Source organism: Flavobacterium sp. H122, assembly GCF_004959765.1.
Classification (GTDB): Bacteria; Bacteroidota; Bacteroidia; order Flavobacteriales; family Flavobacteriaceae; genus Flavobacterium.
Genome location: NZ_SJZD01000003.1, coordinates 18,660 through 43,668 on the forward strand (window position 1 = coordinate 18,660; position 25,009 = coordinate 43,668).

Here is a 25,009-nt window from a genome sequence, read left to right on the forward strand (position 1 = left end):
ATGGAAATTAAAATTATTAATAAATCACAGCATCCGTTGCCTCATTATGAAACTGATTTGTCGGCAGGAATGGATTTACGCGCTAATTTAGAAGAATCTATTACTATTCCACCACTAGGAAGAGTTTTAGTAAAAACAGGCTTGTTTATTGAGCTTCCTGAAGGTTACGAAGCACAGGTAAGACCCCGCAGCGGATTAGCTTTCAAAAAAGGAATCACCGTTTTAAATTCTCCGGGAACCATTGATGCCGATTATAGAGGAGAAGTTGGGGTTATTTTAGTAAATTTATCAAATGACTTTTTTGACATTGAAAATGGTGAGCGTATTGCCCAATTGGTAATTGCAAAACACGAGCGTATTTTCTGGCATCCTGTGGAAGTTCTTTCTGATACTGACAGAGGTGAAGGCGGTTTTGGCAGTACTGGAGTAAAATAAAAAATCATAATTTAAAGATTGAAAATTTAAAAATTCATAATAACATTTTTAACCTTTTCAATCGTTTAATCTTTCAATTTAATATTATAAGATGAAAATAATCGTTCCTATGGCAGGACGTGGTTCACGTCTTCGCCCTCATACATTAACAGTTCCTAAACCATTAATCCCTATAGCAGGAAAACCTATCGTGCACCGTTTGGTTGAGGATATCGCAGGCGTAATTAATCAGGAAATAGAAGAAATTGCTTTTATTATCCATAAGGATTTTGGTGATAAAGTAGCTCAGGAATTAATTGTTATAGCTGAAAAATTAGGAGCCAAAGGAAGTATTTACTATCAAAATGAGCCTCTGGGGACAGCCCATGCTATTTTAAGTGCCAAGGAAAGTATGGAAGGCCCGATTGTTGTGGCTTATGCCGATACACTTTTCAGAGCCGATTTCACGTTGGATACTTCAGCAGACAGCGTGATTTGGGTGAAACAGGTAAACGATCCCAGCGCTTTTGGTGTAGTGCAGTTAAACGATAAAAATGAAATTGTAGATTTTGTTGAAAAACCAAAAGAATTTGTTTCTGATTTGGCTATCATTGGTATATACTATTTCAAATCGGGAGAAACTCTTAGAAGCGAGTTGGAATATTTGTTAGATAACAATATTCAAAAGGGAGGCGAATACCAATTAACTGACGGATTGGAAAACATGAAGCAAAAAGGCATGAAATTTGTGCCTGGTAAAGTTGAGGAATGGATGGATTGCGGAAATAAGAATGTAACTGTGGAGACAAATTCTCGTATGCTTCAGTTTTTGTATGAAGAGGGAGCAAATCTGGTTTCAGATACGGTTAGAATTGAAAATTCCACAATTATCCCACCATGTTATATTGGAGATGATGTAGTATTGATTAATTCTATTGTTGGGCCGAATGTTTCATTAGGGAAAGCGACACATCTGACTAATGTTAAAATTCAAAATAGTTTGGTGCAGACGCATGCTCATTTGAAAAATGCTAAATTGGATAATTCCATGATTGGTAATCATGCCTCATTTGACGGTGATTTCAAAAGTATTAGTATAGGGGATTATTCAGTTCTAGAATAGAGAACTGAGATATGTAAATAAGAATTCATTTTTGGTTGCAATATACAATGATTAAAAAAGCTTTAAAAATATCATTTTTATTAGTGCTGATATTCAGTACCCAGTTTTCTATTGCCCAAACTAATCCGGAAGATATTGCACTTGATTCTGATGCTTTTCAGGAAGCGTATTATGAATCCCTGAAACAAAAAGGAATTGAGAATTACGATAAAGCCATTATTGAATTAGAAAAATGTTTACAACTCCAGCCTCAAAATGCTGTTGTCTTTCATGAGTTGGGAAAGAACTATTTTTTCAAAAAAGACTATGTTCAAGCAGAAGAAGCCTATACAAAAGCAACTCAGATTGATCCTATAAATAAATGGTACTGGATAGATTTATATGAAGTGTATTATGAAACCAAGAATTTCAATCAAGGGATTTTAACACTTCAAAAAATAATCCCGCTGGACAAAAAGTATAAAGAAGATTTAGTTTCCTTGTACATGTACACACGCCAGTATGATAAAGCTTTGTTGTTGATTAACGAATTGGATGAAACGGAAGGCAAAACGGAACGCCGCAATCAATACCGTGCTGAGATCAATAAACAAACAGGCTTGAGTGCGGGGAATAAAAATGATCTGGAAAAAGCAATTGACGAAAACCCTCTAAACGAAGAGAATTATTTGTCACTGATTGCTAAATACTCTGAAAGCAATCAGGAGGAAAAAGCACGCCAGGTTCTTGAAAAATTACAGAAAAACATACCAGGTTCTGATTGGGCACAGGTATTTTTATTCAAGTATTATATTAACGACGGTAAAGGACAGGAAGCTTCAAAGGCATTGGAGACTGTTTTGAAAAGCAGAAAAGTTGATAAAAAAATCAAATTTAAAATGTTTAATGAATTCTTGATTTTTGCTTCAAAAAATCCTGCTTTCGAAAACCAATTAGCCTCTGCAGCAAAATATTTTGAAGGCGACCCGGAAGTTGATGTTTACAAAGAGATTGGTAAATTTTATTATAAAAAGCAAAATTGGGATTTAGCCATAAAAAATCTGGAAAAATCTGTTGCTGTTAAAAACAGTGATGTGGAAGCTAATATTTTCTTATTGGCTTCCTATGAAGAGAAAGCTGATTTTCAAAATATGCAAAAAGTGGCTTCTGATTTGATTGATATGTATCCTAATCAGCCGGAGTATTACTTTTTTGCAGGTAAATCGGCATTTCAATTAAAAAATGTAAAAAAAGCCAACGAATTTTTAGAGATTGGCTTGGATTATGTAGTAGACAATACAGGTTTGGAAATTGATTTCCTCAATCTGATGAGTCAGGTTGCTTCTGCTTTAGGGAATGGTAAAAAAGCAGAAGAATATTCAACCCGTGCTGCAAATCTTAAAAATAAAAAGAAATGATAAACAAAATTTTTGTTACAATACTTTTAAGTGTACTATTGGTTTCCTGTAAAGCCAAACAAAAAATGATAGCTCCTGCGGAAGTTGCCACAGCTGCTGTAAACGAAACGGCAAAAAACATCATTGTCAATCACAATGCCGTTAACCGCGATTTTAAAACGGCTTATATTAAATCAAATGTTGATTATCATGATGCAAAGCAGTCGTTGAGTGTTTCAGCTGATATCCGTATCAAAAAAGACGAAATTATTCTGGTAACTGTAAAAATGTTTGGGTTTACCGGAGCAAAAGCATTAATAACTCCTACTGAGGTTAAGTATTATGAAAAAGTAGGCGGAAAATATTTTGAAGGTGACTACAAAATGCTGAGTGATTGGCTGGGAACCGATTTGGACTTTCAAAAAGTGCAGAATCTCTTGTTGGGTAAAGCCATGGATGATTTGACTTTAGGAAAATATAATGTTGCAATAGAAGAAAATAATCCTAAATTGGAAGAAATTACGGATGGTAATTTTGCAAAATCATATATTTTTGACCCTAAGGATTTTTGGCTGAACCGTCAGGAAATAAAACAATTGGAGCCGGAACGCAGGATGATTGCAAATTATTCAAGGTATAAATCGTATCAGGAATGTGTTTTCCCAATGGAACTTGCTATTTTTGCAGTACAAGGGGACAAAATCACAACTATTGCTATAGAAAATAAAAATGTAAGTTTTAATGAAGAACTTACTTTTCCATATAGTGTGCCAAGTGGATATGAGCAAATTAAAATTAATAAGTAAAAGACATTTATGTTAAGATATATTTTTTCCATTCTATTTATTGTAAGTACAACTTTTTCCTGGGCGCAGGAAGAAGACAGACAACGTAAGCTTGAAGAACAAAAAGCAAGGATTCAGGAAGAAATCCGTCAAAAGGAACGTTTGCTGGGAGAACAAAAAAAGAAAGAAAAAAATGTTTCTAAAGTCGTATCACAGCAAAAAGCAAAAATCGGATTGCAGCAAAAACTGATTAATATAACCGAAAAGCAAAAGAAAGTGCTTGGTAACAGCATGTACATTAATCAGGTGAAAGTGAATCAGCTTAGAAAGGATTTAAAAATCCTTAAAGAGGATTATGCAGCTATGATTGAAAAATCATATAAAAGCCGGTCGGAACAAAGTAAGGCAATGTTCATTCTTTCTGCCGATAATTTTTTACAGGCATATAAACGTGCCCAATATATGAAGCAGTATTCTTCTTTCAGAAAAATGCAGGGAGAAGAAATTAAAGGTAAAACAGATCAGTTAGAACAATATCAAAATAAATTAGGCACACAAAAGAAAGAAAAGGAAAAACTGCTTGCCGAAAGTGAAAAAGAAAAACAGGTTTTAGAAAATGAGCGTCTGGAACAGGAACGTTTGCTTTTCAGAATTAAAAAAGACAAAAATAAGATTGTTGCCGAAATCCGTAAGAAGCAAAAAGAATCCCGTGCCATTGAAAGACAAATTGAAAAGTTAATCCGTGAGGCAATTGCCGCAGCTAATAAAAAGGCTGGTAATACGACAAATACAACAACGTTTGTCTTAACTCCTGAGGCCAAAGAACTGGCTAACGATTTCCGTTCGAACCGTGGCCGTTTACCGTGGCCGGTGGAAAAAGGTGCGTTAAGTAAACGTTTCGGGCGTCAGCCTCACCCGCTGGAGCCTTCCATTATGATTGAGAGCAGCGGTATTGAAATTTCATCTGAAAAAGGGGCACATGCCAGAGCGGTTTTCAGTGGCGAAGTAAGTGAAGTGCAGCAGGCAGCAAACGGTACTGCAACGGTGGTAATCCGTCATGGGGATTACATCACTACATATTCAAATTTAAGCTCGGTAAATGTAGGAAAAGGACAAAAAGTATCAACAAAGCAAACTATTGGTACCATTCATTTCAATAATTTCACAAATAAAGCGGTTCTGAAATTTTTGATATACCAAAATATAACAAAATTAAATCCACAATCCTGGTTGATTAATATGTAACATGAATAGGCGCTTAAAGGCGCCTATTTTATTCCTTATATTTGAAGAAAACAGCAATCATAAAAAACGATCCTTTAACTGTTATTCAGCTGTATTTCTTTGGAACAAACAAGAGATAAGGGCTTCGGCATAATCAATGTAATAGTGGTAGAGCCGTTAAATAGGTCCGGAAATTAAATACTCTCGAATTCTTAAAAAACTGACAATAATATCGGTTTTTTTATATTATAATGATTCAGTGAAAAACAGATTCTAAATTTCTAGTAGAGAAATCAATGAGATGAGTAAAATATAAATCACATCTCATTTTAACAGGTAATTAAAGTAAATAAAGAATGTTTTTATTATATAAGACGAGTTACAAACGTGTTGAAATATAGGTTTTGCAGATAATAGTTTTTTTAAATCAATCAAGGTCCTTTTACTGGTTTAAATACGACGAAGTATTTGGTTTACTTCCTTCTTTGTGATTGCTAATATTGTACAAACTCTTTCGAGCATTTCTTCTTTTTTTCCATCAATGTATAATAAATCTGTTTCGCTTAAAATGGGATACATTTCTAATAATTTTTCTTTTTTATAATTCCAATTTTCGTTAAGAATAACTGCTGAAATACTTGTGTTATCAATCAAGTTTTTCAAATGAATTCTTTTGTAATCATCTGTCGTTTTTTTGTAATAATTCATTTGAAAAATTAACTCTTCTAAATAGTTCATTAAATCAACATCGTCTATTTCATCCTTGCTGTAAAATTTAAGTGAAAATGGAGTTTCATCTAAATGTTCATAAATACCTGGGAAGCTCTCTTGGATCTTCTCAGTTAATGAAAATATTTTTTGAGAAAATAACGTGTTTAGACTTTCCATCACTTATCTTTTTATGTTGTAGAATTTATCATCCTTTATTTAAAAGCTTTGCTATATCAATAATGTCATAGATTAGAATCAGGGCTACAGGAATTAATAATAAATGTGTTAATAAGCCAACTTCACCTACATAAAGCCCTATTGTCCATAATACTACAAGTGCTATTGCTATGCTGTTGTATAATTTTTTCATCGTTTTTTTATTAGATTATTATTAGCCTTTATCTTCATTTTTATGAAATATTTCATTTTTCATAAAATAATAACATGGGAAACCACAGTAAATTATAAAACAATACCTATTCCAATTTAATTAAAGGTACAATTTTTGGAATCTAATCTACTTAATTTAAAGTTAAATAATTGTTTTTCAAACATTTAACATAATTAGTTATCAATTAGTTGTAACTTTAATATTCTGTCTGATTAATAGAATATTAAAGTTTTTCTTTTAGTGAGTTTATAACAACTTTTTAGATTTTTTAAAAACTTTATTTCTGTGAAATTAAATTATAAAAACATGAAACAACAGGAAATTATAACCGTTATCACAGGTATTCCTGATGATGTGCAAAAAAAACAGGCCACAATATATACTTACCCTGAACTTCAAGATTTTTTTGAAAAAGGTATGTATGTGGAAAATATGGTGCAAAGCTGCTTGGCCGATGGAAGATGTATAATAACATTTGTTTTAAGATATTACAATGCATCACAATCAAAATCGTACTAAATTAGACAATTAATCGTTGAAAATTAATTATCTGATTCAGGTATATTGTTTTCTTTAATATGTAAAAGAATTGTGCGCTTTTTTTATTTCTTATATTTGAAAAAACATCTTTTATGAGAAATATACTTCTTCTATTTTTATTTACCTGCGCTTCTTTTGCCCAAACCAAAGAAAAGACTGAAATAAATCTTGTACTTGATAATTGGCACAAAGCTGCGTCAGAAGCTAAATTTGAAAGCTACTTTGGATATTTGGCAGAAGAATCTATTTTTATTGGTACTGATGCCACTGAAAACTGGAACAAAAAACAATTCATGGATTTTGCGAAACCTTACTTTGATAAAGGCAAGGCATGGAATTTTACGGTTCTGGAACGCAATATTTATGTTTCAAAAGATAAAAAAACAGTCTGGTTTGATGAACTGCTGAATACCCAAATGAAAATCTGCAGAGGAAGCGGAATTCTAATAAAAGTGGGTAAAGAATGGAAAATAAAACACTATGTTCTATCGATGACTGTACCTAATGATACTGTAAACGAAGTGGTAAAAATTAAAGCGCCTTTAGAAGACGCTTTAATTGAGAAGTTATCACAAAAGAAATAGTTTATTTGTTGTAAACATTTTCATTTAGCTGTTTGAACATTTCGGTTGTCATCGATTCTAAATCGAAATCATTTTGCCAGCCCCAGTCTTCTCTTGCACTTGAGTCATCAATACTTGCCGGCCAACTATTTGCAATTTGCTGGCGGAAGTCCGGTGCATAATTTATAGAGAAATCTGGATAATGTTTTTTAATTTCTTCAGCAATTTCCGCAGGAGTAAAACTCATGGCGCTCAAGTTGTATGAAGAACGTATTTTTATATTTTCAGCAGGTGCCTGCATAATGCTGATGGTAGCCTTGATTGCATCATCCATATACATCATAGGTAAACCTGAATTTTCAGAAAGAAACGAAGTAAAAGTACCTTCAGTAATGGCTTTGTGGTAAATATCAACAGCATAATCTGTGGTGCCGCCACCAGGAGGTGTACTCCATGAAATTAATCCGGGATAACGCAAACTGCGCACATCTACTCCATATTGCTTGTGATAGTACTCACACCATCTTTCCCCCGTTTGTTTGCTGATTCCGTATACCGTTGAAGGTTCCATTATGGTATATTGCGGCGTATTGTGTCTTGGCGTTGTCGGGCCAAAAACAGCAATACTTGAAGGCCAGTATATTTTTTTGATTTTTCCTGCTTTGGCAAGATTCAAAACGTGAAATAATGAGTTCATGTTTAAATCCCAGGCAAAGGCCGGATTTTTCTCGGCAGTTGCAGAAAGTAATGCAGCCATCAAATACACATCAGTAATTTGATATTTTTCAATAAGATGTTCAATTTGATTGTAGTCAAGTGCATTAACAACTTCAAAAATTCCGTCGTTAACAACATCAATATTCAGTTTTCTAATATCAGAAGCTACTACATTTTCATTTCCATAAATCTGACGTAATTTTTGGGTAAGTTCGGTGCCAATTTGACCACATGCACCGATAATTAAAATCTTCGTTTCCATTTGCAACTAGTTTGGTGTACAAAGATACACAATTATCAGCCTCAAATTCTTAACATATTTAACACTTTTAATCACCTAAAACACAAAAAGTGTACTTTTGTGTTTTCAAAGTATTTTGCAATGAATAAACTTTTAAAATATAGCTTTTTGTTTGCGGTTATTTTGGTTTCCTGTAAAAAGGAAGACCGAAGTGAAGCCGTTGAAGTTCAAAGAGCACTAAAGGAAAAAGAATTGGTTTTTAATTCGCTTTCAAAAGCATGGAATTTTTCCAGCCAGCAGCTTACGCCTGAATCTGAAGTTATTGTTCAAAGCTGGAACGAATGGCGTTTGTTTATTAATGAATTAAACCAAAAACCTAAAAGCACAATCAATGCTTTTAAATTGAAAACCAAAAATCTGGTTAAAAAGGCAGATGTTTTGCCTTCTACTATTCCCAACAGATTGAATAAGCCTAAAATTAAGGCCAGGCTCTCCGCGTTGATTACTAAGCTGAAAGCTCTTGATATGTTCTTAAATATTGACAGAATTCCTGAAAAAAGGGTAATAGAATTGGTTAATGATTTGAATTTGGAGGTCAATGCTTTCAACGGTCAGATTGAAGAAATTGTTCGCCGCAGTAAAATTCAAATGGAAGAAGGGGAAGTTGAAATGATTAAGCGTGCCGGTGGGAAAAAGGTTGACACATTAGCAAATCCTCAACCGCAAACGCCGCAAAAAGAAGAAATAAAATCTTTTGAAGAAATAAAATAATAGCTTTGAGTACTGATTATATAAAACAACTATTTGCCAATCAGCCTAAAATTGCACAAATCGCCAATGCTTTAAACGGTGATGCTAAAATTCATGTTAAAGGATTGATAGGCTCATCATTGTCGTTCGTGATCGAATCATTATTTGAAAAAGCGGATAAAACAATGCTTATTTTAGCTAATGAAAAAGAAGAAGCGGCTTATATTCTCAATGACTTGGAAGAGTTAATTGGCGAAAAAGAGGTTTTGTTTTATCCCAGTTCGTATAGAAGACCTTATCAGATAGAAGAGACGGATAATGCTAATGTATTATTACGTTCTGAGGTTTTAAACCGAATCAATTCACGTAAAAAACCTTGCATCATTGTTTCTTATCCTGAAGCAATTTTTGAAAAAGTTATTACTAAAAAAGAGCTTGAAAAGAATACCTTAAAAATTTCGGTAGGAGATAAGGTTTCTATTGATTTTATTAATGAAGTCTTGTTTGAATATGATTTCAAACGGGTGGATTTTATTACAGAACCGGGAGAGTTTTCTGTACGGGGAGGTATTTTGGATGTGTTTTCGTTTTCAAATGATAATCCCTACCGTATTGAATTTTTTGGCAATGAAGTAGACAGTATCCGTACTTTTGATGTGGCCAGCCAGCTTTCTGTGGAGCAGAAAAACAAAATCACCATTATCCCCAATTTTGAAAATAAATTACTGGAAGAAAAACGGGAAAGTTTTTTACAATACATAAGCCCAAAAACTTCCATTTTTATTCAAAATACCGATTTGCTGTTGGCTAATCTGGATAAACTTTTTGTGAAAGCTCAGGAGAGTTTTGAAAAATTATCCAAAGATATAAAACACGCTTCCCCAGAAGAATTGTTTGTCAATCAGCAAACCTTTATCAAACAGGCTTTGAACTTTTCTGTGGTGGAAATGTCTCCTAAAGCGACATTTAGAATTCAGGAAACTTTTGAGTTTAACATAAAACCGCAGCCTTCGTTTAACAAACAATTTGACTTATTGTTTGATGATTTAAAAACCAACAGACAAAAAGGATTAAAAAACTATTTGTTTTGTGCCAATGAACAGCAGGCGAAACGTTTTCATGATATTTTTGAAAGTCTGGATGAACAGCAGCACGAGCATTTTGCCAAGGATTATGAAACAATTGTGCTGCCATTATACCAAGGTTTTATTGATGAGGAAAATCAAATAGCGTGTTATACAGACCATCAGATTTTTGAGCGATATCATAAGTTTTCCATTAAAAATGGTTATGCCAAAAAACAGAATATCACTTTAAAGGAACTGAATTCCCTTTCAGTGGGTGATTATGTAACACATATCGATCACGGAATTGGAAAATTTGGCGGATTGCAGAAAATTCAGGTGGAAGGTAAAACACAGGAAGCAATTAAGTTAGTATATGCCGATAATGATATTGTGTATGTAAGTATTCATTCTTTACATAAAATATCTAAGTACAATGGCAAAGACGGAGCACCACCTAAAATTTATAAATTGGGTTCGGGTGCCTGGAAAGCTTTAAAACAAAAGACAAAAGCACGCGTTAAACACATTGCTTTTAACTTGATTCAATTGTATGCAAAACGCCGTTTGGATAAAGGGTATGCTTTTGCCCAGGATAGTTATCTGCAGTTGGAATTAGAGAGTTCTTTTATTTATGAAGATACACCTGACCAGTTAAAAGCGACGCAGGATGTAAAAGCCGATATGGAAAATGAGCGTCCCATGGATCGTTTGGTGTGTGGTGATGTAGGTTTTGGTAAAACCGAAGTTGCCATCCGTGCCGCCTTCAAGGCGGTTGACAACAGCAAGCAGGTAGCAGTCTTAGTACCTACAACTATTTTAGCCTACCAGCATTTCAGAACTTTCAGATCGCGTTTGAAAGATTTACCTGTAAATGTCAGTTATATAAACCGATTCAGAACGGCGAAACAAAAGACTGAAATTTTAAAAGATTTGGAATCCGGTAAACTCGATATTATTATAGGAACACATCAGTTGGTGAATAAAAATGTCAAGTTTAAAGATTTGGGTCTGTTGATTATTGACGAAGAGCAAAAGTTTGGTGTAAACGTAAAAGATAAACTGAAAACCATTGCAACAAATGTAGATACGCTTACGTTAACGGCAACTCCTATCCCTAGAACGTTACAGTTTTCGTTAATGGCGGCGAGGGATTTATCGGTAATCAGCACCCCGCCACCCAACCGTTATCCTATCGATACGCAGGTGGTAGGATTTAATGAAGAAGTGATCCGTGATGCCGTTTCGTATGAAATAGAGCGCGGAGGGCAAGTGTATTTCATAAACAACCGTATTGAAAATATCAAGGAAATTGCAGGGATGATCCAGCGATTGGTGCCCAATGCAAAAGTAGCTATTGGTCATGGTCAAATGGATGGCAAGAAGCTGGAAGAGATCATGCTTTCTTTCATGGAAGGTGAATTTGACGTGCTGGTGGCTACAACGATTATAGAAAGTGGATTGGACGTGCCTAATGCCAATACAATTTTCATCAATAATGCCAATAATTTCGGACTGTCTGATTTACACCAAATGCGTGGCCGTGTGGGACGAAGCAATAAAAAAGCATTCTGTTATTTCATCACACCGCCTTACTCTGCAATGACTGAGGAAGCCCGTAAGCGTATTCAGGCTTTAACGCAATTTAGTGAACTGGGAAGCGGTTTTAATATTGCCATGAAAGATTTGGAAATCCGTGGAGCCGGGGATTTATTGGGCGGGGAGCAAAGCGGTTTCATCAACGAGATTGGTTTTGAAACCTACCAAAAAATCATGCAGGAAGCCATTGAGGAATTGAAAGAAAATGAATTCAAAGATTTATATCCTGAAGAAAGTGATATTGAAACCAAAGAATATGTAAAAGACCTGCAAATCGACACCGATTTTGAATTGCTCTTCCCGGATGATTACATCAACAGTGTGACGGAGCGTTTGAGTCTCTACAACGATTTGGCCATCATAAAAACCGAAGAAAAATTACAGGAATACCAACAACATCTTGAAGATAGATTTGGTAAACTGCCAAAACCGGCTTTAGCCTTATTGGATAGTTTGCGGATCAAATGGAGAGCGTCGCATTTGGGTATTGAAAAAGTAGTGATGAAGCAAGGGAAATTGGTGTGTTACTTTTTAGGAGACCAACAGAGTGATTATTATCAATCGAACCGTTTCCATAAAGTGCTTGAGTTCGTTCAGCAAAACAGTAACCTGTGTAAGATGAAAGAAAAAGAGACCAAAAATGGTCTCCGTTTATTGTTGACTTTCGAAAATGTAAAATCGGTTAAAAAGGCTTTGGAATTGATTGAGATGGTTTAGTTTTTTAAACCGCAAGGTCCGCAAAGGTTTTTTACAAAGTCCGCAAATAAAAATAGCGTACTTAGCGCTTACTTTGTGTCTTTGCGGTTAAAAATTATTACTTCGTCAATTTCAAATCCTTAACAATCCTGAAGGCTTTATCCACTACATTGTCATCTACTAAAACGGTAAACTCGTTTGAAGTAGAAATCACTTCATAAATTACAATTCCTTCCCATGCCAGGCGCTGGAAGATGAAATAATAAATTCCCGGCGTAACTGTATTTTCTTTTGGAAGTTTAACGGTGATTGAAGCCAGATTCTCTAATTTTTGAGTCAGTTTCTCACCTTTAAAATGCTTGTCAACCAAATGGCTTAACGCTTCGCTTACTACAATGTTGGTTTCGTTTACACCACGTGATGAGGTAAAGAAAGCATCGGGATGCTCATTGATTTCAGCAATCAATTCAGCCTGTTTGTGGAAAATAGTATCTGAAACTAAAAAAGTATAATCATTCAAGGAAGATCGGACTGTAATTTCCCCTATTCCTTTTAAGACTTTGGTAACTTTATGGTTTACCTGAAAACTCAAGTCTTCTGAAAGTCTTTTTAAAGCCATGATTATGGCTCCCTGCTTTACATCTTTACCTAATTCGATTTCAAGTTCATCTGTCATCACTCTGGCTAGTGAAGTCAAATTGATGATTCCCTGCGCTAAGGCATTTAACAAAAAAGGTTTTGTTTTGATGTAATTCTCTACTACTGAAGAAATTGTTTTCATACAAAATTTTTTTACAAAGTTAAATAAACAACCAAAATGTTACATTTATAACATTGTTATGTTTGTTATAAGGATTTTAAAATTTTGTGATATTTCTGTTAAAAATGATAAAACGCGTCTTCAATATGTTCTATTGTGAACGAATCAGCATTTTTTATAACAGAAATAATATCAAACCGAATTTCAAGATCTAAATCGGTTTCCAAAACATATTCATCAATAGCTTTGGCTAACAGTTTGATTTTCTTTTTGTTGACAAAATCTTCAGGATTGCCGAAGTCAACAGAAGTTCTTGTTTTTACTTCCGCAACTATCAGCCAATTGTCTTTTTGGGCAATGATGTCAATTTCTGCCTTTCGGGCCTGATAATTCCGCTGTACAATTTCGTAGCCTTTTTCTAGTAAATAATTTACCGCTGCCTCTTCACCCTGTTTGCCTGTTTCGTTGTGTTCTGCCATAGTCATTGCGAGGAGTTGCGAGGCACGAAGCAAAGCAATCTTTCCTCATTGCTTTTTTATTTATGATCGAAGATCACCTTACTGCATTCATTATTCACATCTATTGTTACCTGTGTTCCAAAAACCAAAGCTCTGTTGTCTTTGATATGTCCGGCAGGGAACTCATATATAATTGGTATGTTGTATTTTTTAGTTACGTCTTCAACAATCTGCAAGGCATTTTTCCCCCAGGGGATATCGTTGTCTCTCATCTTAGTCATACCGCCGACTAAGATTGCTTTAATACTTTCCAGACAGCCGTTGCGTTTCAGGTTCATCATCATACGGTCAATGTGGTAAAGGTATTCGTCCAGATCTTCAATGAATAACACTTTATCAGTACAATCAATCGCAGAAGGAGATCCGAATAAACTATAAAGGATTGATAAATTTCCGCCTACCAATTCACCTTTGGCTTTACCAAATTTGTTCATAGGATGCGGTAAAAGATCGTATTCCAGTCTTTCATCATTAAATAGAGCAACACGTAAAGTTTCTTTGGCTTCAGGAGTAGCTTTTGCAACCGTTACAGGCATGATTCCGTGGATAGATTTATAACCCATGGTGTTCAAATGACTGTGCAAAACGGTAACATCACTAAAACCAACAATCCATTTTGGATGCTGTTTGAATTTAGTAAAATCAAGCATATCTATCATACGCACGGTTCCGTAACCACCGCGGACACACCAAATCATTTTAATATTTGGGTTATCCAGCTGGTCTTGAAAATCTTTGGCGCGTTGTTCATCAGTTCCGGCCAATTGATTTAAGTCTAAACCTATAGTGCTTCCTATTTTTACTTCCAGCCCCCAGCTTTTCAGCAAGTCAATGGCAGGTTTTAAGTTGTCATCAATATTTTTACGAGCTGTAGCCACAATAGCTACCGTATCGCCTTTTTTTAGATAAGGTGGTGTTATCATCTTTTTTTGAGAATAGGATAAATTGGAAATTACTAGTATGATAAATAAAAAACGAAGCATTTTTATTGTTTGTGTTTTCAAAAATAAATAAAAATATATTTAAAATTCGTGTATTCGTGGCTAATCGACTATTTTTGCATTCTGATTTTGAAATCAACTCAAAATCTGTTCCAATTCATTAGATTTAAACGATTAGTTATGATTACGAATCCAAAAAGATATACAATTACTGCGGCATTGCCTTACACAAATGGACCTATACATATTGGGCATTTGGCTGGGGTTTATGTACCTTCTGATATTTATGCGCGTTACCTGCGTCTGCAGGGAAAAGATGTAGCCTTCATTTGCGGAAGTGATGAGCACGGAGTGGCTATTTCAATGAAAGCGAAAAAAGAAGGAATCACACCTCAGGAAGTAATTGATAAATACGACGGAATCATCCGTAAATCTTTTGAGGATTTTGGAATTTCTTTTGACAATTATTCACGTACTTCTGCAAAAATTCATCACGATACAGCATCGGCATTTTTTAAGAAAATGTACGATGAAGGTAAGTTTATCGAAGAAGTTACGGAGCAATTATATGATGAAAAAGCAGAACAGTTTTTAGCTGACCGATTTGTAACAGGTACTTGTCCAAAATGCGATAATCCTGAAGCTTATGGTGATCAGTGTGAAAAATGCGGAACTTCCCTTAACGCAACCGATTTGATCAATCCGAAGTCGACTATCACAGGAACAACTCCTATTTTGAAGTCAACAAAACACTGGTTTTTACCTTTAAACCAATATGATGCATTTTTGAAAGAATGGATTGTAGAAGGTCATAAAAATGACTGGAAACCTAATGTGTATGGTCAGGTAAAATCATGGATTGACGGCGGATTGGAACCGCGTGCTGTTACCCGTGATTTGGATTGGGGAATTGATGTGCCTGTAGAAGGTGCCGAAGGCAAGAAACTTTACGTTTGGTTTGATGCGCCTATTGGTTACATTTCATCTACTAAAGAATGGGCACTAAGAGAAGGAAAAGACTGGGAGCCGTATTGGAAAGATCAGGATACTAAATTAGTACACTTTATAGGTAAAGACAATATCGTTTTCCACTGTGTGATTTTCCCGGCTATGCTAAAAGCACACGGTGATTATATTTTACCGGATAACGTTCCCGCGAATGAGTTCCTGAACTTAGAAGGTAATAAACTTTCTACTTCTAAAAACTGGGCAGTTTGGTTACACGAATATCTAATTGATTTCCCTGAAAAACAGGATGCACTACGTTATGCTTTGACTGCCAATGCTCCTGAAACAAAAGACAACGATTTTACCTGGAAAGATTTTCAGGCAAGAAATAATAATGAGTTGGCGGCTATCTATGGTAATTTTATCAACCGTGTGGTGGTATTGACACACAAATACTATGATGGAATTGTGCCAGCACCAAATGCTTTAACTGAAGTTGACGAACAAACTCTAGCAGAATTAAAAGCCTACCCAGCAGTGATAGCTTCTTCAATTGAAAGATACCGTTTTAGAGAAGCATTGGGTGAATTAATGAATGTGGCCCGTTTGGGTAACAAATATCTAGCGGATGAAGAGCCTTGGAAAATGGTTAAAACCGATCCGGAACGTGTAAAAACGCAAATGTATGTAGCTTTGCAGATTGCTTCGGCTTTGGCCATTCTGTCTGAACCTTTTTTACCATTTACTTCAGCTAAATTATGTAAGATCTTAAATATAGAGCCTAATAATTGGAATTTGGAATTTGAGAACTGGAATTTAACTAAAGCAGGTCATCAAATTGGTCAGGCTGAAATTCTTTTCGCACAAATCGAAGATACTGAAATACAAAAACAAATTGATAAACTGGAAGCTACAAAAACAGCAAATGCATCTGAAAAAGCTTCAGCAAATAAAACTATTATGCCTCAAAAAGAAACTACTACATTCGACGATTTCTCAAAAATAGATTTACGTATAGGAACAATCATAGAAGCTGAAAAAATGCCTAAAGCGGATAAGCTTTTAGTATTAAAAGTGGATACAGGAATTGATGTACGTACTATTGTTTCGGGAATTGCCGAGCATTTTACACCGGAAGAAGTAGTTGGCAAGCGTGTTACTGTTTTAGTAAATCTGGCACCAAGAGCTTTGCGTGGTGTAGAAAGTCAGGGAATGCTGTTATTGACTAATAACGCTGAAGGTAAATTGGTATTTGTTAGCCCGGAGGCTGATGGAGTTGAAAATGGGGCGGTGATTTCTTAAAGTTTTTTCGTAACTTTATAGAAAACGAACTGAACTATGTTACAAAAAAGTATTGAAGACGCTTTAAACAAGCAGATAAGAATCGAAGCCGAATCGTCACAGGTGTATCTTTCTATGGCTTGCTGGGCTGAAATTCATGGTTTTGAGGGCATTGCACGTTTCATGTATTTACAGTCAGATGAAGAGCGTATGCACATGCTTAAACTGATAAAATATGTCAATGAGCGTGGCGGGCATGCACAGATAACCGAACTAAAAATGCCCAAAACAACATTTACAGCTTTTCAGGAAATGTTTGAGGAATTGTACAAGCATGAACTGTTTGTGTCGCAATCTATTAATGAATTGGTTCACATTACTTTTGAATCTAAAGATTATGCAACACATAATTTTCTACAATGGTATGTGGCAGAACAGATAGAAGAGGAGGCGCAGGCTAAAAACATATTGGATAAAATCAATATGATAGGGGATGATAAAGGAGGATTGTATTTGTTTGACAGGGATATTTTGCAAATCACCGCTAAGAATGCTGCAGTAAAACAAACTTAATTCTTTTTGCTTTGAGCAAAAAAGACAAAGATAAGGACAAAGACAAGCACGAAAAAGAGCTTAAAAAATTACACAAAAAAGCAGAAAAGTGTAAGTCACAATGTTGTGAAAAATACAAAAAGAAAGAGTCTAAACGATGCAAACGCTGCCCTATGTTTGACTTGATTGAAAAATATCATAAAGCTCCTTCTGCCTGAAGGAGTTTTTTTATACTTCAAAATATGAAACCAAAAATAATCGCTTTTGATGCCGATGACACGCTTTGGCACAATGAACCCTTTTTTGATGAAGCCCAGGAAAAATTTTGTGCCTTGTTTCAAAACTATGCCTCGCATCAGGAAATTTTGCAGATAATACTGAGTCATCAGGTGAAGAATCTTCCTTTATACGGTTTCGGGATTAAAGCGTTTACGTTATCCATGGTAGAATCGGGTTTGGATTTGACCAACCAGCAAATTTCGGGGCATGTTATCGAAAAAATCCTTCAAATAGGAAAAGATTTGTTGTTAAAACCGGTTGAACTCTTACCGGATGTAGAGGAGGTTTTAAAAGAATTGAAAGGAAAGTACAAGCTCATTGTAGCAACAAAAGGCGATTTAAAAGACCAGCACCGTAAATTGCACGATTCCGGGTTGGGACATTTTTTTCACCATATCGAAGTAATGAGCGATAAAGCTGAGGTGGATTACACTAAAATGCTGGGACGTTTGGATATTCAACCCAATGATTTTATGATGATAGGAAATTCTTTAAAATCAGATGTTTTGCCTGTTTTAAATATTGGCGGATTTGGTGTGCATATTCCATATCACACGACCTGGGCGTATGAACGGATCGATTTTGAGATTGAACATGAAAATTTCAAAGCAATTGCCAATGTAAAAGAAGTTTTATCTTTGCTTTGATGGAAAAAACAAAATTAGACTTAGCCTCATGGAACAGGGCAACGCATTTCGGGTTTTTCAGTCAAATGGAGGAACCTTTTTATGGCATGACTGTAAATATCGACTGTACTAAAGCTTTTGCAAAAGCTAAAGAGCTGGAAATTCCTTTTTTTACCTATTACATGCACAAAACCTTGGCAGCCGTTAACAGCGTAGAAAATTTCAAGTACCGGATTATTGATAAGGAAGTGTTTATCTATGACCGTATAGATGTCTCTGCTACAATCATGCGTGAAGACAAGACTTTTGGTTTTTCATTAATCGAATTTGATTCCGATTTGAATCAATTCCATCAGAATGCAAAACAGGAAATTGAAAGAATTCAAAATACAGAAGGTCTTTTTACCCGTGATTTTCCTGAAACAAATCTGATTCATTTTTCTGCAATTCCATGGGTGAATTTCACGTCATTATCTCACGCCAGAAGTTTTTCATTTCCGGATAGCTGTCCCAAAGTATCTTTTGGCAAACTGACTGAAGCTGAAGGTAAAAAATCAATGCCTATGTCTGTTCACGTCCATCACGGCTTAGTGGATGGATACCACGTAGGTTTGTTTATCGAAGAATTTGAAAAACAAATGAATTCATAAAATTGTCAGGTCTTTTGAAAATGGTAGAGTGGCTAAATAAATTTTGTGATGGAATTCAGTAAAATTATTATTTTCTTTTTTAGTGCATTGGGAGCTTTTAACGGGATTGTTTTAAGTCTCTATTTTCTATTGTTGAAAAAAACCAGAAACATATCTGATTTATTTCTTGGCGGTCTTTTGGCAGCTTTAAGTATCCGGATAGGAAAGTCGGTTTTCTTTTATTTTAATTCCCATCTTTCAAAAACATACCTGCAAATTGGTCTTTCGGCTTGTTTTTTAATCGGACCGCTTTTGTTTTTTTATATAAAATCGAAGACGCATTCTTTCAACATTAATACTGCAAAATATACATTGCTGGGTTTATTCCTGTTTATTGTAGCGCTGGGTTTACTCTTTCCGTATGAAATTTATGTCGAATTATGGAAAAAACCGATTTACTGGACAATTAATATACTATGGCTCCTGTTTATTGTGCTTTCTTTTTATGTGTCCAGAAAAACCTGGGCGAAATTAATTTACAATACCAATAAAATTAGTCAGGAGGATATGTGGATTTTAAGTGTCCTGACCGGTGTTTTTGTAATTTGGACTGCCTATTTTACAGCCAGATACACCTCATACATTTCCGGAGCATTGTCGTTTTCTTTTTGTTTCTATATTTCTATTTTACTGTTTTACACTAAAAGAAATGACGCGGTCAACTTTCCGGTTAAAAAAGAAAAGTATGCTAATAAACTCGAACAGGATACGGTAAATGAAATTTCACAGCAGTTCCTTCTTGCTTTTGAAACAAACAAGCTGTATAAAAATCCTAATCTGACGCTGCCTCTTTTGGCCCAAAATTTAAATGTCCGTCCGCAGGTACTCTCACAGTACATAAATGATAATCTGAACAGGAGTTTTACGCAACTCATAAACGAATACAGAATTGAGGAAGCCAAGCGACTGTTAAAAGAAGAAACAAATTTCAAGATAGATGCAATCGGACTGGAATGCGGGTTTAATTCGACCAGTGCTTTTTACAGCTCTTTTAAAAAAATTACCGGAATCACCCCTTCAAATTACTCGAAAAGCTGAAAATCCACTCCTGAAGTATACATCAGTATTTCATTTTCATTGACTTAAGGGTTCATTTTAAAACTGCTGAATAGTTTTGTGGACGAATTAATATTTTAAGTTTTATGAAAAAATTATTTTTTACTCTTCTGCTGACATTACAGTCTGTAATACTGCTTGCACAATCTGAAACCGAAGCTGTTGCCGCATGTATTCAAAATTACATTGACGGAACTTCTTACAACAAACCTGGTGAAATTTCAAAAGCTTTTTATTCTGAGGCCAATTTGTTTTTATCACACAAGGAAAAACCGCTGTGGATTGTGCCAATTTCTGAATACACTAAATGGTTTCAAAAGGGACAGGAAGGAAAATTTAACGGACGCTTAGGCAGAATTTTATCTTTAAGTATTTTCAATGACATAGCTTTGGCTAAAGCCGAAATTCTTATCCCGGAAAAAAAGCAGGAATTCATCGATATGTTTTTGGTAAAAAAAATACAGGGCGAATGGAAGATAATCAGTAAAACTGCCAGTATGATTTCTTCAGACAAAGTTGGCAAACGTATTTTATTTATTGTATCAAACGCCCATTATTATGGTAATTCAAAAATAGCAACAGGTAATAGTTTTGCAGAAATTGTGAATGCTTATGATACATTTACAAAGTCAGGGTATATAGTGGATTTTGTCAGTCCGGAAGGCGGAAGTATTCCTTTGGCTTACATCAACACATCGGATTCACTGCAGAAACAATATCTATACAATCCTGATTTTATGTATGCAATTGCACATACTTTACAGCCACGCGATATAAAACCTGAATTGTATAAAGCCGTTCATTATATAGGTGGTGGAAGTGCCATGTATGGTGTGCCCGAAAATGAAGCAATACAGAAAATTGCCCTTGCCGTTTATCAGGACAACAAAGGTATATTATCTTCCGTTTGTCACGGAACAGCAGGAATTGTTCATTTAAAAACCAAAGATGGGAAATATGTCGTTGCAGGAAGAAAGATAAGCGGTTATCCTGATTCATTTGAAAAACAGGACGGGGATTATTTCAAACATTTTCCATTTCTGATTCAAAAAACAATTGAGGAACGTGGCGGTACATTTAAGTTTTCTCCAAGAAATATTTCACACGTTGAGGTGGATGACCGGATTATTACCGGACAAAATTTTCAATCATCAAGTGATGTTGCCCTGAAAATAATAGAGCAAATTGAAAAAGTTGAGTAACGTTTGTATTATTCAGCGTAAATGTTGAATTTCGTGCTATGTTTACCATAGCATATCATCCTATTTACAAGCATCCTTTACCTGACGGACACCGTTTCCCAATGCTGAAATATGAGTTGCTTCCTCAGCAGCTGCTGCATGAAGGAACGGCTGCAGGCAAAATGTTTTTTGAGCCTGAAATTGCAGACCTTGCTCCGGTTCTAGCTGTCCATACTAAAGAATACGTTACGCATTTAGCAGATTTGACCCTCGATGCGAGAGCTGTCAGGAAAATTGGTTTTCCGCTTTCAGCCGAATTAGTCGAAAGGGAATTGCGTATAGCACAGGGAACAATTCTAGGTGTTCAAAATGCGCTGCATGATGGTATTGCGTTCAATATAGCCGGAGGAACACACCATGCTTACACAAACAGAGGGGAAGCATTTTGTTTATTAAATGATCAGGCTATTGGAGCGCAGTATTTATTGGATAATAATTTAGCTAAAAAAATACTGATTGTCGATTTAGACGTGCATCAGGGTAATGGTACAGCCGAAATCTTTGAAAAAAACAATCAGGTTTTTACTTTTTCGATGCATGGAAAAAGCAATTACCCTTTTAAAAAAGAAACTTCTGATTTAGATATTGCTCTGCCTGACGGTACTTCGGATGAAGAGTATTTGAAAATTTTAAATGCCACTCTGCCAAAGTTAATAGAAACACAAAAACCCGATTTCATATTTTATCTCAGCGGTGTGGATATTGTGGCTACTGATAAATTAGGAAAATTAGGATGTTCTGTTCAGGGTTGTAAAAAAAGAGATGAAATAGTTTTTGAACTTTGTAAAAAATATCAAATTCCAGTACAATGCAGTATGGGCGGAGGTTATTCCCCTGAAATAAAGACAATCATTGAAGCGCATGCCAATACTTACAGGGTTGCCAACATGATTTATCATTAATCCTCCGTTAAATTCCTATTAAATAGAACAATAAAATTCATATTCTTTGTAACTTTGCAGTTCAATAACTTTTTAACTAAAAGAATATGTATCCAGAAGAAATGGTAAAACCAATGCGTAATGAATTGACTGACGCTGGTTTTCAAGGTCTATATACTGCTGAAGAAGTTGAAAACGCTTTAGCTCAAAAAGGAACAACATTAGTAGTGGTGAATTCAGTTTGCGGATGCGCGGCGCGAAATGCACGCCCAGGCGCAAAAATGAGCTTGGATGGAGGTAAAAAACCGGATCATTTGATTACTGTATTTGCCGGAGTAGATAAAGATGCTGTTGATGCTGCACGTCAGCACATGTTCCCTTTTCCACCTTCATCGCCGGCTATGGCATTGTTTAAAGACGGTGAATTAGTGCACATGTTGGAACGTCACCATATTGAAGGACGTCCGGCTGAAATTATTGCTGAAAATTTAAAAGACGCTTACAACGAGTTTTGTTAATTACAAAACGTTATGTGTGAATGTCATTTGGAAATTTCTCTAAATGACATTTTTCTTTTTTGTCCAAATTAAATGACTATGCAAAAAATTATTTCGTATCCTGTTTCGCTCATATACTATTTATTGTTTGGATTTTGGCTGGTGCTTTTTCACCCGATCCAATGGATCTGCCTGAATGTTTTTGGTTACAATGCACACCGTTGGAGTGTGGCAGTCCTAAATTGGTTTTTGGTCCGTTCCACACATGTGCTGGGAACAACGTACAACGTAAAAGGATTTGAAAATGTGCCTGTAAACAAGCCGTTGATTATTGTGGCGAATCATCAGAGTTTGTATGATATTCCGCCGTTTATCTGGTTTTTAAGAAAATGCCATCCAAAATTTATCAGTAAAAAAGAACTAGGAAAAGGAATACCAAGTGTGTCATTCAATTTGAGACACGGAGGTTCAGCTTTGATTGACAGGAAAGATCCGAAACAGGCTTTGCCGGAAATCAAGCGTGTGGCGGAATATATCAATAAGAACAATTATTCTGTTGTAATATTCCCGGAAGGAACAAGAAGTAAAACAGGTGCGCCTAAACCATTTTCAGTAAACGGACTGAAAATGCTTTACAAATTTGCTCCTGATGCTTATTTCTTACCGGTTTCTATCAACAATTCATGGAAAATGACCCGCTATGGGAAGTTTCCTCTAGGATTAGGCAATAGATTGGATTTCAAGATTCATCAGCCTTTAAAAATTTCTGATTATTCGTTTGAAGAGATTTTGGAGAAAACAGAAACGGTAATAAAAGATAATATTAAAAATTAACCAGATTTTGACTCTGAATTCAGATGTCTGAAATCTAAAATGGATATACAATGTCAATACACAACATGCGTCTGGAAGTGATGCAGTTTTTAGAAAAAAAGATAGATTTCTTTGTGGAAAACTATCTTATACCCGTTGAAAAGATTTGGCAGCCCAGCGATCTACTGCCTAATTCTGAAAAAGAAACATTTATTGAAGATGTAACAGAATTAAGAGAAATTGCTAAGGATCTGCCGTATGATTTTTGGGTAGTTTTAGTGGGAGATACCATTACAGAGGAGGCACTGCCTACCTATGAAACTTGGTTAATGGACGTAGAAGGTGTTTCACAAAAGGGTGAAAATGGTGATAACGGCTGGGCAAAGTGGCTGCGTCACTGGACAGGGGAAGAAAACCGTCACGGTGATTTATTAAATAAATACTTGTATTTATCAGGACGTGTAAACATGCGCGAGGTTGAAATGACTACGCAGCACCTGATTAATGATGGTTTTGATCCGGGAACGGCAAGAGATCCATATAAAAACTTCGTGTTTACAAGTTTTCAGGAGCTGGCTACCTATATTTCTCACAACCGTGTAGCACAATTGGCTAAGAAATTCGGAGATCATAAATTATCAAAAATCTGTAAGTTAATTGCTGGTGACGAAATGCGTCATCATCACGCCTATAGCGAATTTGTAAACCAGATTTTTAAAGTTGATCCAAGCGAAATGATGCTGGCATTCCAGCACATGATGAAGCAAAAAATAACTATGCCTGCACATTTGATCAGAGAGTCAGGTGAAGCTATTGGAACAGCTTTTGAAAAATTCTCTGAATCGGCCCAACGAATAGGGGTTTATACAGCTATTGATTATGTTGAAATTCTTCAAAAATTAATTGATAAATGGGAAATTGATAAAGTAAACGGTTTATCTGATGAAGCGGAGAAAGCCCGTGATTATTTGATGAAATTACCGGCAAGAATGACCCGTCTGGCAGACAGATTGGTTGTACCTGCAGAAGAGAAAGTATTCAAATGGGTACAGCCTGCAATTCTTACGTAATTTATGGAGTTGATAGAAAAGACTATTGCTTTTGTAAAAGAACAGCTTAGAGATGCCGAAGGCGGTCATGACTGGTTTCATATTGAGCGTGTGTATAAAAATGCACAGCTGATTGCTTTTGAAGAGGAATGTGATAAGACTGTGGTAATGCTTGCCGCTTTGCTGCATGACATAGCTGACAGCAAATTTCACGGCGGCGATGAGAATGTTGGCCCGCAGACAGCGAGAAATTTTTTAGAATCTCAAAATGTGGATCAGGAAACGATTGATCATGTGGTGAAAATTATCGAGAATGTTTCTTTTAAGGGAGGTAATTTTGAGGCTAAATTCCATTCAAAAGAATTGGATATAGTACAGGATGCTGATCGTTTGGATGCATTGGGAGCCATAGGAATTGCACGTACGTTTAATTACGGTGGCTTCAAGAACAGGACAATCTATAATCCGGAAATTCAGCCTAAACTGAATATGTCAAAGGAAGAATATAAAAATTCTGAGACACCTACAATTAATCATTTTTATGAGAAACTTCTTTTGTTAAAAGATAAAATGAAAACCCGTACCGGAGTTAAAATTGCCGGACAGCGTCATTTGTTTATGGAAAATTTTCTGTTCCAGTTTTATGACGAGTGGGAGGGGAAGAAGTAGTTTTCAGTTAGCAAT

Annotated in this window: 27 protein-coding genes; 21 read left to right on the top strand and 6 right to left on the bottom strand. The window is 35.5% G+C overall.

What is annotated here, in order from left to right:
- The 5 genes from dut (at position 1) to EZM65_RS05485 (ending at position 4,943) form a co-directional block, all read left to right on the top strand.
- On the top strand, positions 1 to 435 hold the full coding sequence (dut, locus tag EZM65_RS05465) for a dUTP diphosphatase (protein WP_136667545.1): 435 nt from the start codon (positions 1 to 3) through the stop codon (positions 433 to 435).
- Positions 436 to 526: 91 nt separating this feature from the next.
- Positions 527 to 1,537, top strand: a complete 1,011-nt coding sequence (locus tag EZM65_RS05470) for a sugar phosphate nucleotidyltransferase (RefSeq protein WP_136667546.1) — start codon at positions 527 to 529, stop codon at positions 1,535 to 1,537.
- A 47-nt stretch (positions 1,538 to 1,584) separates the two neighbouring features.
- Positions 1,585 to 2,934 carry a lipopolysaccharide assembly protein LapB gene (locus EZM65_RS05475; protein WP_136667547.1) on the top strand — a complete coding sequence of 450 codons (1,350 nt, stop codon included), beginning with the start codon at positions 1,585 to 1,587 and terminating at the stop codon, positions 2,932 to 2,934.
- Positions 2,931 to 3,719, top strand: a complete 789-nt coding sequence (locus tag EZM65_RS05480) for a DUF4292 domain-containing protein (RefSeq protein ID WP_136667548.1) — start codon at positions 2,931 to 2,933, stop codon at positions 3,717 to 3,719. Before EZM65_RS05475 ends, EZM65_RS05480 begins: the two co-directional genes overlap by 4 nt.
- A 9-nt stretch (positions 3,720 to 3,728) precedes the next feature.
- Positions 3,729 to 4,943: a murein hydrolase activator EnvC gene (locus EZM65_RS05485; protein ID WP_136667549.1), complete on the top strand. Its 1,215-nt coding sequence runs from the start codon at positions 3,729 to 3,731 to the stop codon at positions 4,941 to 4,943.
- A gap of 429 nt (positions 4,944 to 5,372) precedes the next feature.
- On the opposite strand, the gene EZM65_RS05490 is transcribed toward EZM65_RS05485, so the two are convergent.
- Together EZM65_RS05490 and EZM65_RS15450 are read right to left on the bottom strand one after the other, a co-directional pair.
- Positions 5,373 to 5,810: a hypothetical protein gene (locus EZM65_RS05490; RefSeq protein ID WP_136667550.1), complete on the bottom strand. Its 438-nt coding sequence runs from the start codon at positions 5,808 to 5,810 to the stop codon at positions 5,373 to 5,375.
- Between the two features lie 28 nt (positions 5,811 to 5,838).
- Positions 5,839 to 6,003 (bottom strand): DUF5670 family protein, encoded by a 165-nt coding sequence (locus EZM65_RS15450; RefSeq protein WP_169051644.1) that lies wholly within the window; start codon positions 6,001 to 6,003, stop codon positions 5,839 to 5,841.
- 327 nt (positions 6,004 to 6,330) lie between these two features.
- Between EZM65_RS15450 and EZM65_RS05495 the strand changes: the two genes are divergently transcribed.
- Both EZM65_RS05495 and EZM65_RS05500 read left to right on the top strand, forming a co-directional pair.
- The gene (locus EZM65_RS05495; protein ID WP_136667551.1) at positions 6,331 to 6,543 is read left to right on the top strand and encodes a hypothetical protein; all 213 of its coding nucleotides are present in this window, start codon (positions 6,331 to 6,333) and stop codon (positions 6,541 to 6,543) included.
- 113 nt (positions 6,544 to 6,656) lie between these two features.
- Positions 6,657 to 7,148 (top strand): nuclear transport factor 2 family protein, encoded by a 492-nt coding sequence (locus tag EZM65_RS05500; protein WP_136667552.1) that lies wholly within the window; start codon positions 6,657 to 6,659, stop codon positions 7,146 to 7,148.
- Between the two features lies 1 nt (position 7,149).
- On the opposite strand, the gene EZM65_RS05505 is transcribed toward EZM65_RS05500, so the two are convergent.
- Positions 7,150 to 8,106, bottom strand: a complete 957-nt coding sequence (locus EZM65_RS05505; protein ID WP_136667553.1) for an NAD-dependent epimerase/dehydratase family protein — start codon at positions 8,104 to 8,106, stop codon at positions 7,150 to 7,152.
- A gap of 120 nt (positions 8,107 to 8,226) precedes the next feature.
- Here EZM65_RS05505 and EZM65_RS05510 point away from each other — a divergent pair, with 120 nt between their 5' ends.
- Both EZM65_RS05510 and mfd read left to right on the top strand, forming a co-directional pair.
- On the top strand, positions 8,227 to 8,856 hold the full coding sequence (locus tag EZM65_RS05510; protein WP_136667554.1) for a hypothetical protein: 630 nt from the start codon (positions 8,227 to 8,229) through the stop codon (positions 8,854 to 8,856).
- 5 nt (positions 8,857 to 8,861) lie between these two features.
- The gene (gene mfd, locus EZM65_RS05515; protein WP_136667555.1) at positions 8,862 to 12,215 is read left to right on the top strand and encodes a transcription-repair coupling factor; all 3,354 of its coding nucleotides are present in this window, start codon (positions 8,862 to 8,864) and stop codon (positions 12,213 to 12,215) included.
- Positions 12,216 to 12,312: 97 nt separating this feature from the next.
- Here the strand turns inward: mfd and EZM65_RS05520 are convergent, their stop codons facing one another.
- The 3 genes from EZM65_RS05520 to EZM65_RS05530 form a co-directional block, all read right to left on the bottom strand.
- Entirely contained in the window at positions 12,313 to 12,975 is a 663-nt protein-coding gene (locus EZM65_RS05520) for an aspartate kinase (protein WP_136667556.1), read from the bottom strand.
- Positions 12,976 to 13,073: 98 nt separating this feature from the next.
- On the bottom strand, positions 13,074 to 13,433 hold the full coding sequence (locus tag EZM65_RS05525) for a YraN family protein (protein WP_136667557.1): 360 nt from the start codon (positions 13,431 to 13,433) through the stop codon (positions 13,074 to 13,076).
- Between the two features lie 56 nt (positions 13,434 to 13,489).
- Positions 13,490 to 14,395 carry an LD-carboxypeptidase gene (locus tag EZM65_RS05530; RefSeq protein WP_169051645.1) on the bottom strand — a complete coding sequence of 302 codons (906 nt, stop codon included), beginning with the start codon at positions 14,393 to 14,395 and terminating at the stop codon, positions 13,490 to 13,492.
- A gap of 198 nt (positions 14,396 to 14,593) precedes the next feature.
- Between EZM65_RS05530 and metG the strand changes: the two genes are divergently transcribed.
- From metG to EZM65_RS05590, 12 genes are all read left to right on the top strand, one after another.
- Positions 14,594 to 16,663 carry a methionine--tRNA ligase gene (gene metG / locus EZM65_RS05535; protein WP_136667559.1) on the top strand — a complete coding sequence of 690 codons (2,070 nt, stop codon included), beginning with the start codon at positions 14,594 to 14,596 and terminating at the stop codon, positions 16,661 to 16,663.
- A gap of 36 nt (positions 16,664 to 16,699) precedes the next feature.
- Positions 16,700 to 17,215, top strand: coding sequence for a ferritin (locus EZM65_RS05540; RefSeq protein ID WP_136667560.1), 516 nt, complete (start codon positions 16,700 to 16,702; stop codon positions 17,213 to 17,215).
- Between the two features lie 11 nt (positions 17,216 to 17,226).
- Positions 17,227 to 17,412, top strand: a complete 186-nt coding sequence (locus EZM65_RS05545; RefSeq protein ID WP_136667561.1) for a hypothetical protein — start codon at positions 17,227 to 17,229, stop codon at positions 17,410 to 17,412.
- Between the two features lie 24 nt (positions 17,413 to 17,436).
- Positions 17,437 to 18,120 carry an HAD family hydrolase gene (locus EZM65_RS05550; RefSeq protein WP_136667562.1) on the top strand — a complete coding sequence of 228 codons (684 nt, stop codon included), beginning with the start codon at positions 17,437 to 17,439 and terminating at the stop codon, positions 18,118 to 18,120.
- Complete coding sequence (locus EZM65_RS05555; protein WP_136667563.1) at positions 18,120 to 18,749, top strand: chloramphenicol acetyltransferase; 630 nt, start codon at positions 18,120 to 18,122, stop codon at positions 18,747 to 18,749. Before EZM65_RS05550 ends, EZM65_RS05555 begins: the two co-directional genes overlap by 1 nt.
- 48 nt (positions 18,750 to 18,797) lie before the next feature.
- Complete coding sequence (locus EZM65_RS05560) at positions 18,798 to 19,826, top strand: helix-turn-helix transcriptional regulator (protein WP_136667564.1); 1,029 nt, start codon at positions 18,798 to 18,800, stop codon at positions 19,824 to 19,826.
- A gap of 104 nt (positions 19,827 to 19,930) precedes the next feature.
- Complete coding sequence (locus tag EZM65_RS05565) at positions 19,931 to 21,046, top strand: nuclear transport factor 2 family protein (RefSeq protein ID WP_136667565.1); 1,116 nt, start codon at positions 19,931 to 19,933, stop codon at positions 21,044 to 21,046.
- A 38-nt stretch (positions 21,047 to 21,084) separates the two neighbouring features.
- Positions 21,085 to 21,987, top strand: coding sequence for a histone deacetylase (locus tag EZM65_RS05570; RefSeq protein WP_136667566.1), 903 nt, complete (start codon positions 21,085 to 21,087; stop codon positions 21,985 to 21,987).
- A gap of 86 nt (positions 21,988 to 22,073) precedes the next feature.
- Positions 22,074 to 22,484 carry a BrxA/BrxB family bacilliredoxin gene (locus EZM65_RS05575; RefSeq protein ID WP_136667567.1) on the top strand — a complete coding sequence of 137 codons (411 nt, stop codon included), beginning with the start codon at positions 22,074 to 22,076 and terminating at the stop codon, positions 22,482 to 22,484.
- 78 nt (positions 22,485 to 22,562) lie between these two features.
- On the top strand, positions 22,563 to 23,297 hold the full coding sequence (locus tag EZM65_RS05580; RefSeq protein WP_136667568.1) for a 1-acyl-sn-glycerol-3-phosphate acyltransferase: 735 nt from the start codon (positions 22,563 to 22,565) through the stop codon (positions 23,295 to 23,297).
- Positions 23,298 to 23,347: 50 nt separating this feature from the next.
- A complete protein-coding gene (locus EZM65_RS05585) occupies positions 23,348 to 24,346 on the top strand; it encodes an acyl-ACP desaturase (protein WP_136667569.1) in 999 nt (332 codons plus the stop codon).
- Positions 24,347 to 24,349: 3 nt separating this feature from the next.
- Positions 24,350 to 24,994 carry an HD domain-containing protein gene (locus EZM65_RS05590; RefSeq protein WP_136667570.1) on the top strand — a complete coding sequence of 215 codons (645 nt, stop codon included), beginning with the start codon at positions 24,350 to 24,352 and terminating at the stop codon, positions 24,992 to 24,994.
- The last annotated feature ends 15 nt before the right edge of the window (positions 24,995 to 25,009 follow it).

What these genes read in the sequence shown, in the direction of transcription:
- dut (WP_136667545.1), top strand. Translation starts at nt 1, where the DNA reads ATGGAAATTAAAATTATTAATAAATCACAGCATCCGTTGCCTCATTAT.
- EZM65_RS05470 (WP_136667546.1), top strand. Translation starts at nt 527, where the DNA reads ATGAAAATAATCGTTCCTATGGCAGGACGTGGTTCACGTCTTCGCCCT.
- EZM65_RS05475 (WP_136667547.1), top strand. Translation starts at nt 1,585, where the DNA reads ATGATTAAAAAAGCTTTAAAAATATCATTTTTATTAGTGCTGATATTC.
- EZM65_RS05480 (WP_136667548.1), top strand. Translation starts at nt 2,931, where the DNA reads ATGATAAACAAAATTTTTGTTACAATACTTTTAAGTGTACTATTGGTT.
- EZM65_RS05485 (WP_136667549.1), top strand. Translation starts at nt 3,729, where the DNA reads ATGTTAAGATATATTTTTTCCATTCTATTTATTGTAAGTACAACTTTT.
- EZM65_RS05490 (WP_136667550.1), bottom strand. Translation starts at nt 5,810, where the DNA reads ATGGAAAGTCTAAACACGTTATTTTCTCAAAAAATATTTTCATTAACT.
- EZM65_RS15450 (WP_169051644.1), bottom strand. Translation starts at nt 6,003, where the DNA reads ATGAAAAAATTATACAACAGCATAGCAATAGCACTTGTAGTATTATGG.
- EZM65_RS05495 (WP_136667551.1), top strand. Translation starts at nt 6,331, where the DNA reads ATGAAACAACAGGAAATTATAACCGTTATCACAGGTATTCCTGATGAT.
- EZM65_RS05500 (WP_136667552.1), top strand. Translation starts at nt 6,657, where the DNA reads ATGAGAAATATACTTCTTCTATTTTTATTTACCTGCGCTTCTTTTGCC.
- EZM65_RS05505 (WP_136667553.1), bottom strand. Translation starts at nt 8,106, where the DNA reads ATGGAAACGAAGATTTTAATTATCGGTGCATGTGGTCAAATTGGCACC.
- EZM65_RS05510 (WP_136667554.1), top strand. Translation starts at nt 8,227, where the DNA reads ATGAATAAACTTTTAAAATATAGCTTTTTGTTTGCGGTTATTTTGGTT.
- EZM65_RS05520 (WP_136667556.1), bottom strand. Translation starts at nt 12,975, where the DNA reads ATGAAAACAATTTCTTCAGTAGTAGAGAATTACATCAAAACAAAACCT.
- EZM65_RS05525 (WP_136667557.1), bottom strand. Translation starts at nt 13,433, where the DNA reads ATGGCAGAACACAACGAAACAGGCAAACAGGGTGAAGAGGCAGCGGTA.
- EZM65_RS05530 (WP_169051645.1), bottom strand. Translation starts at nt 14,395, where the DNA reads ATGATAACACCACCTTATCTAAAAAAAGGCGATACGGTAGCTATTGTG.
- metG (WP_136667559.1), top strand. Translation starts at nt 14,594, where the DNA reads ATGATTACGAATCCAAAAAGATATACAATTACTGCGGCATTGCCTTAC.
- EZM65_RS05540 (WP_136667560.1), top strand. Translation starts at nt 16,700, where the DNA reads ATGTTACAAAAAAGTATTGAAGACGCTTTAAACAAGCAGATAAGAATC.
- EZM65_RS05550 (WP_136667562.1), top strand. Translation starts at nt 17,437, where the DNA reads ATGAAACCAAAAATAATCGCTTTTGATGCCGATGACACGCTTTGGCAC.
- EZM65_RS05555 (WP_136667563.1), top strand. Translation starts at nt 18,120, where the DNA reads ATGGAAAAAACAAAATTAGACTTAGCCTCATGGAACAGGGCAACGCAT.
- EZM65_RS05560 (WP_136667564.1), top strand. Translation starts at nt 18,798, where the DNA reads ATGGAATTCAGTAAAATTATTATTTTCTTTTTTAGTGCATTGGGAGCT.
- EZM65_RS05565 (WP_136667565.1), top strand. Translation starts at nt 19,931, where the DNA reads ATGAAAAAATTATTTTTTACTCTTCTGCTGACATTACAGTCTGTAATA.
- EZM65_RS05570 (WP_136667566.1), top strand. Translation starts at nt 21,085, where the DNA reads ATGTTTACCATAGCATATCATCCTATTTACAAGCATCCTTTACCTGAC.
- EZM65_RS05575 (WP_136667567.1), top strand. Translation starts at nt 22,074, where the DNA reads ATGTATCCAGAAGAAATGGTAAAACCAATGCGTAATGAATTGACTGAC.
- EZM65_RS05580 (WP_136667568.1), top strand. Translation starts at nt 22,563, where the DNA reads ATGCAAAAAATTATTTCGTATCCTGTTTCGCTCATATACTATTTATTG.
- EZM65_RS05585 (WP_136667569.1), top strand. Translation starts at nt 23,348, where the DNA reads ATGTCAATACACAACATGCGTCTGGAAGTGATGCAGTTTTTAGAAAAA.
- EZM65_RS05590 (WP_136667570.1), top strand. Translation starts at nt 24,350, where the DNA reads ATGGAGTTGATAGAAAAGACTATTGCTTTTGTAAAAGAACAGCTTAGA.